The following is a 6260-nucleotide window of genomic DNA, read 5'->3' as shown; positions in this document are numbered from 1 at the left end:
TATCACAACTAGCGGATTTTGAATGGGTGTTCCTAGATGGCTCGATTATCAGGGCTCATCAACATAGTACAGGCGCTGCAACGGAGCATTGTGAGCAAATAGGTCAGAGCTGTGGTGGTAATTCAACTAAAATTCATCTTGCGGTTGATAGTGGTGGTTTGCCTATTTGTTTTGAGCTTTCTGAAGGACAACGACATGATATCACTTATGCAGAAAACCTAGTTGAAAGGCTCGATGAAGTCAATACAGTGATAGCCGATAAAGGTTATGACAGCGAGCCTTTTCGGTGCTTTGTTCGTCAAAAAGGCGGACGAACGGTGATTGCTAAACGTAGCCCCTACGGCTTCACTTGGTCGCGTTAAAGTTAGCAATTGCCATTCAATAACGCATCGAGTTTGTAGTTCAATATTTGCCATAGCCAGTACTTGCATGAATTCGGGTAATTCAGTAGGGGGTATAGTTGGCTGATTTTTTACTTTCGGGCTATTAAATACTTCGGTGATTTTGGCTAGAGGGTTATTATCGATAATTCCCATATTGACAGCATAATACATTATTTCATTAATTCGCCGGCAAACTCTTTTTACTGTTTCGTATTTATTATTGTTATTTAATGGCTGTAATGCGTTAATCGCTTTGATAGCTGTTACTTGGTTTATTGGAATATCTTTTATATAAGGGAAAACATGATTTTCTAATGAACGCCAAGCCTTTTTGAGCGTTTGTTCTTCTAAACCTTGTTCTGTTTTGAATTTGAACCATTTCTCAGCCATAGCGTAAAAGGTATTATTACAAGCTTCTTGCTTACGTTGTTCTTGTTCCGCTTTGTGATATTGTGGATCTATCCCTTGCTTTATTAATTCGCGCGCTTCATCTCGTTGTTTTCGCGCTTGTTGTAGCGATGTTTCTGGGTATTTACCGAAAGATAATAATGTCTCTTTATGTGATATTGGCTTTTTATATTTAAATCGCCATAATTTAACCCCTGTCGGTTTAACTAACAAAAAAAGACCTCCACCATCAAAATACTTTTTATCCTTACTAGTGGCTTTTAATGCTTTTATTTGTGTGTCAGTTAAGGGAGTAGTTTTTACAGCCATTTTTCACCTTTGGGGGTACGCAATAATAGGGTATTTAATATACCCCCAAATATACCCCCATTATTTTTGGTTGTAAATGTACCTTAATGATACTTAATGGGCAATAAAATAGACTTTAAGGCTTGTTATTACTGGGTTTGGTGTGCTTTGTTGGGTTTAAAAGAATGTTACTGTTTATTGATTTGGTGCCGTGGGCGGGACTTGAACCCGCATGCCCTTAGAGCACTACCCCCTCAAGATAGCGTGTCTACCAATTTCACCACCACGGCGCCGTTTTTATTCTGGAATATCTGACGTTGAATTTTGTTGTACTGGTTGAGTAACTGGTATTGTTATAGGAACAGTACTACCTTCATTTGGCTGAGTTGTTGCCGGCACGCTATTATCAATAATATTAAATTCGTTACTCGAAGATATATGAGGTTTGCCACCTAAATTCGACAGTAAAATACTTATAACAAAAAACAAAATACCTAATAGTGTTGTTGCACGGGTTAAAAAATTACCACTTCCTGAAGAGCCGAATAAGGTTGCAGACGCACCAGCCCCAAAAGATGATCCCATATCAGCACCTTTGCCACGTTGTATTAGAACTAACCCAATAATGGCAATTGCAATAATCAAATAACTTATAATTAAAAATCCGTACATTTTAGCCTGTCAATTTTATATTTTATACAACAGAATTTATTGATGCGGAATATTAGCGAAAGACAGGCCAACAAGCAAGTAAAATTTAAAATATAGTTGATATATTTTGAGCATTTATACTTTTAAATAAGTAAAAATACGTCGTTTCTATGTAAAAAATATCTTTTTTATATTATGTATTATCGTTTTACAAATTTGCTTCATTTAGCAAAACAAATTAATTGATGCTTTTTTAATTTTATAATTTCTATATTATTTCACAATCAATTGTACGTTTTTTTAGGAAAACCAGTATAATGACGCCATTTTATTATCGTTCACATTGATTTTATGAAATTTATTGTTAAGCTTTTCCCCGAAATTACCATTAAAAGTGATTCTGTTCGTTTACGTTTTATTAAAATATTAACCAGCAATATTCGTAATATTTTAAAGCATCATATTGAAAATGTCGCAGTTATTCGTCATTGGGATTTTATTGAAGTTCGCCCAAAAGTAAAAAATAGTGAAGCTAAGATACTTGAATTATTAATGCGCATTCCTGGAATACATCATATTTTAGCCGTTGATGAAATCACTTTTGTTGATATGCATGATATTTTTGAAAAAGCATTGGATTATTATGCTCCATTAATTGAAAACAAAACGTTTTGTGTACGCGTGAAGCGTCGAGGTAAACATGAATTTACTTCAATTGATGTTGAGCGTTATGTTGGCGGTGGGCTTAATCAACGTGTTGCATCAGCTAAAGTAAAATTGACTCACCCAGATATCACCGTCAACCTTGAAATTGACAAAGACAAATTACTGCTTGTCAAAGGCCGACATGCAGGGATAGGTGGTTTTCCAACGGGTACACAAGAAGACGTATTATCGCTTATATCCGGTGGTTTTGATTCTGGCGTATCAAGCTACATGTTAATGCGTCGTGGCAGCCGAGTGCACTATTGTTTTTTTAATCTTGGCGGAAAAAAACACGAAATTGGTGTTAAACAAATGGCTCATTATTTATGGGAGCGATTTGGAAGTTCGCATAAAGTCCGTTTTATTGCTATTGACTTTTCTGATGTTGTGGGTGAAATTCTTGAAAAGGTAGACGATGGGCAAATGGGTGTTATTTTAAAACGAATGATGATTCGTGCTGCATCGAAGATTGCTAAACGCTATAATGTTGAAGCGCTTGTTACTGGTGAGGCATTGGGGCAAGTATCAAGTCAAACGTTAACTAATTTACGATTAATTGATAATGTCAGTGACACATTAATTCTGCGTCCACTTATCACGCACGATAAAGAAACAATCATTAACCTTGCACGTCAAATCGGCACAGAGGATATAGCAAAAACAATGCCAGAATTTTGTGGTGTTATATCCAAAAAACCAACAGTTAAAGCAGTAAAAGAAAAAATTGAAGCCGAAGAGCTGAATTTTGATTTTACAATTTTAGATAGAGCGGTTGAAAATGCTGAAAATATTGATATTCGTGAAATAAAAAAACAAACCGACACGACAATTACATCGGTTGAAACAGTGACTATGCTTAATGCAGATCATGTGGTTATCGATATTCGAGCACCAGAAGAGCAAGAGGATAATCCATTAATATTGAACGATATTGAAATCAAACATATCCCATTTTATAAGTTAGCAACTCAATTTGGGGATTTGGAACAATCAAAGCAATATTTGTTATATTGTGAACGAGGTGTGATGAGTAAATTACAAGCACTTTATTTAATTGATCAAGGTTTTAATAACGTTAAAATATTTCGTACATAAAACTAAACGATAATTTACTATATTATTAGTACTTTTTGCAGATATAATAAATTTAAAATAAAGATAAAGAGGACTGCAATGAACAGCAAATTACTTGTAGTTGATGATGATCTAGAGATTACTTTATTATTACGAGAATTACTCGAATTAGAAGGATATCAAGTTGAAGTTGCTAATACAGGCACTCAAGCTTTAGAAAAGTTTGATAATACAATTGATCTTATTCTACTTGATATTATGATGCCTGAAATGAATGGATTTAGTGTATTATCTCAACTTAGGGATAAATTTATAGTCCCTGTTATTTTTTTAACAGCTAAAGATAATGAGTATGATAAAGTTATTGGGCTTGAACTAGGGGCTGATGATTACATTCTAAAACCATTTAATGATAGAGAGCTTCTCGCTCGAATTAATGCGCTTTTACGAAGAACCCGTTGGGATAATAGCGTTGATAATGATTCTCATAAACCAAATCAGTATACTATTGATAAATTGAATGTAAATAGAAAACAACAATCTGTTTATTTTGATAACAAATATATTGATTTAACGGGCACTGAATTTCAAGTGCTACTTAAGCTTCTTGAAAATGCGGGTAAAATAATCTCACGTGAAACTTTAAGTGAATCTGTTTTAGGTAAAGAGCTTGCCCCTATTGCTAACTCAATTAATGTTCATGTTTCTAATTTAAGGAAAAAGCTTCCTCATCGAAGTGATGGTTTACCTTGGATTAAAACATTACGTGCTAAAGGTTATTTATTTGTGATAGATAAACAAGATGATCTATTGCAAAACTAAGCTAACATTTAAATGAAGATAACATAACATGTGGCTTTTTGACCGACTAACCATTAGAATTTTCACTACATTTTTACTGACAGTAGCCTTTTTTCTAATATTAATTATGGTTATACCTAATCTCGATTCTCGAAATTTAACGTATTTAGCAAATAAAGACAAGCAAATAGGTAATGTACTTGCTAATCAAATTGAAAATGATCTTATTAATGTACCTAAAGATAGTTTTCGATGGTGGATGCGTTTTATTGTTGTGATGGATAGTTATCAGAAACCAGGTCAATTTTTATTTATTGTTACGCCCAATGAACAAATTATTACTGCTGAAACTAAAAATCTTGATTTAGTAAAAAATTTTAGAGAAAAATCTAAAAATGTTAATGATCCTGCAAAGAAGATTTATGATTCCCAAGAAATTATAGGACCTTTTTTAGTTCATTATTCTAATGCCCAATATCAATTATACATTTTACAACAAGCCACAGATATTCAATCTCAATTTGTTAATTTTATTTTTGATCACCCTTTTTTATTATTAACTTTGACTATGCTTGCAAGCTCTCCCGTCTTACTTTGGTTATCTTGGAGTATTGCAAAAACTGCTCAAAGGTTAAAAAAGGCAGCTGATCAGGTTGCAAAAGGAAATTTGCAGGAGTGGCCAGAACTTGAACAGATAGGTTCATCAGAATATAAAGCAACGGGTGCTAGTTTTAACCATATGTTGAGAGAACTAAAACGAATGCAAGAGCTGCAACAGCGATTGTTTTCTGACATTTCCCACGAATTACGCACTCCATTGACACGATTACAGCTTGCTACAGCTTTATTGCGTCGAAAACAAGGCGAAAGTAGCGAAGTTATGCGTATTAATGCTGAAGCATTAAAGTTAGACTCTATGATTGGTGATTTATTATCATTGGCAAGGCAGCAATATGACAATAATGAAATTCGAGAATTTAATAAAATTGATTTATTATTTAAACAAGTGCTTGATAATGCAACTTTTGAAGCAGAACAAATAGGTAAAAAGTTTACTGTTACCAATCTTCCTACCAACCATACTATTTTATGCTATCCAATTGCTTTATGTAGCGCACTTGAGAATGTTATACGTAATGCATTTCGTTATTCTAATGAACAAATTGTTATCAGTTTTATTGAAAAACAACAAAAAATAACAATTACAATAGATGATGACGGAGTTGGCGTTGCTGAAAGTGAACTTGAACAAATTTTTAGACCATTTTATCGCACAAACGAAGCTCGCGATCGTGAATCTGGCGGAACAGGATTAGGATTAGCTATTGTAGCCAATGCTATTATACGCAATCATGGAACTGTTAAAGCTGAAAAAAGCCACTTAGGTGGACTTAGAATTGTGATAGTATTGCCTATTCATCAATATAGATAATAAAAGAGAAAAATTGTGTCAAATGCTGTATTAAACATCGTTTTATTTGAACCAGAAATTCCGACTAATACTGGTAATATTATTCGTCTTTGTGCTAATACTGGGTTTAATTTACATATTATTGAACCAATGGGCTTTTTTTGGGATGACAAAAAATTGAAACGGGCAGGGCTTGATTATCAAGAATTTGTGGATGTAAAACGTTATAAAAACCTCAATCATTTTTTGGAGAATAATCAAATTGATTTATTAACTCAAGTTTACGCACTGACCACAAAGGGACAAAGATCACATAGCGAAGTCAATTACCAACAAAATGATTTTTTGATGTTTGGCCCTGAAACCCGAGGTTTACCGAAAACTATACTTGATGTATTACCTCAGAATAAAAAAATACGCATTCCTATGTTAGCAACGAGTCGCAGTATGAATTTATCTAACTCTGTCGCTGTTGTGGTTTATGAATCATGGCGCCAACTAAAATACATGGGAGCTAGTCACAGATAAAAATATAATCA

6 protein-coding genes, 1 tRNA gene and 1 pseudogene are annotated in these 6260 nt (G+C 33.8%); 5 read left to right on the top strand and 3 right to left on the bottom strand.

Translation table 11 applies throughout. The features are described 5' to 3' along the window. Positions 1-332: pseudogene (locus GA0061080_RS02025) on the top strand (transposase); the annotation flags it as partial. Here the strand turns inward: GA0061080_RS02025 and GA0061080_RS02020 are convergent. The 3 genes from GA0061080_RS02020 to secG all read right to left on the bottom strand — a co-directional run bounded on the left by GA0061080_RS02020 (position 219) and on the right by secG (position 1751). Next, positions 219-1100, bottom strand: coding sequence for an integrase arm-type DNA-binding domain-containing protein (locus GA0061080_RS02020; RefSeq protein ID WP_091120183.1), 882 nt, complete (start codon positions 1098-1100; stop codon positions 219-221). The pseudogene GA0061080_RS02025 and the gene GA0061080_RS02020 sit on opposite strands and share 114 nt — an antisense overlap. Before the next feature lie 183 nt (positions 1101-1283). Next, a tRNA-Leu gene (locus GA0061080_RS02015) sits at positions 1284-1369 on the bottom strand. 7 nt (positions 1370-1376) lie between these two features. Further along, positions 1377-1751 (bottom strand): preprotein translocase subunit SecG, encoded by a 375-nt coding sequence (secG, locus tag GA0061080_RS13040; protein WP_091120179.1) that lies wholly within the window; start codon positions 1749-1751, stop codon positions 1377-1379. A gap of 330 nt (positions 1752-2081) precedes the next feature. Here secG and thiI point away from each other — a divergent pair, with 330 nt between their 5' ends. From thiI to trmL, 4 genes are all read left to right on the top strand, one after another. Continuing rightward, positions 2082-3530 (top strand): tRNA uracil 4-sulfurtransferase ThiI, encoded by a 1449-nt coding sequence (thiI, locus tag GA0061080_RS02005; RefSeq protein ID WP_091120174.1) that lies wholly within the window; start codon positions 2082-2084, stop codon positions 3528-3530. 78 nt (positions 3531-3608) lie between these two features. Continuing rightward, positions 3609-4331, top strand: coding sequence for a response regulator (locus GA0061080_RS02000; protein ID WP_091120170.1), 723 nt, complete (start codon positions 3609-3611; stop codon positions 4329-4331). Positions 4332-4359: 28 nt separating this feature from the next. Then, positions 4360-5742, top strand: coding sequence for an envelope stress sensor histidine kinase CpxA (gene cpxA / locus GA0061080_RS01995; protein WP_091120166.1), 1383 nt, complete (start codon positions 4360-4362; stop codon positions 5740-5742). A 15-nt stretch (positions 5743-5757) separates the two neighbouring features. Next, positions 5758-6249, top strand: coding sequence for a tRNA (uridine(34)/cytosine(34)/5-carboxymethylaminomethyluridine(34)-2'-O)-methyltransferase TrmL (gene trmL, locus GA0061080_RS01990; RefSeq protein WP_091120162.1), 492 nt, complete (start codon positions 5758-5760; stop codon positions 6247-6249). Positions 6250-6260: the final 11 nt, after the last annotated feature.

This window comes from Gilliamella intestini (assembly GCF_900094935.1).
GTDB lineage: Bacteria > Pseudomonadota > Gammaproteobacteria > Enterobacterales > Orbaceae > Gilliamella > Gilliamella intestini.
Note: the sequence above shows the minus strand (reverse complement) of the source record. Positions and strands in the feature narration are given on the sequence as shown.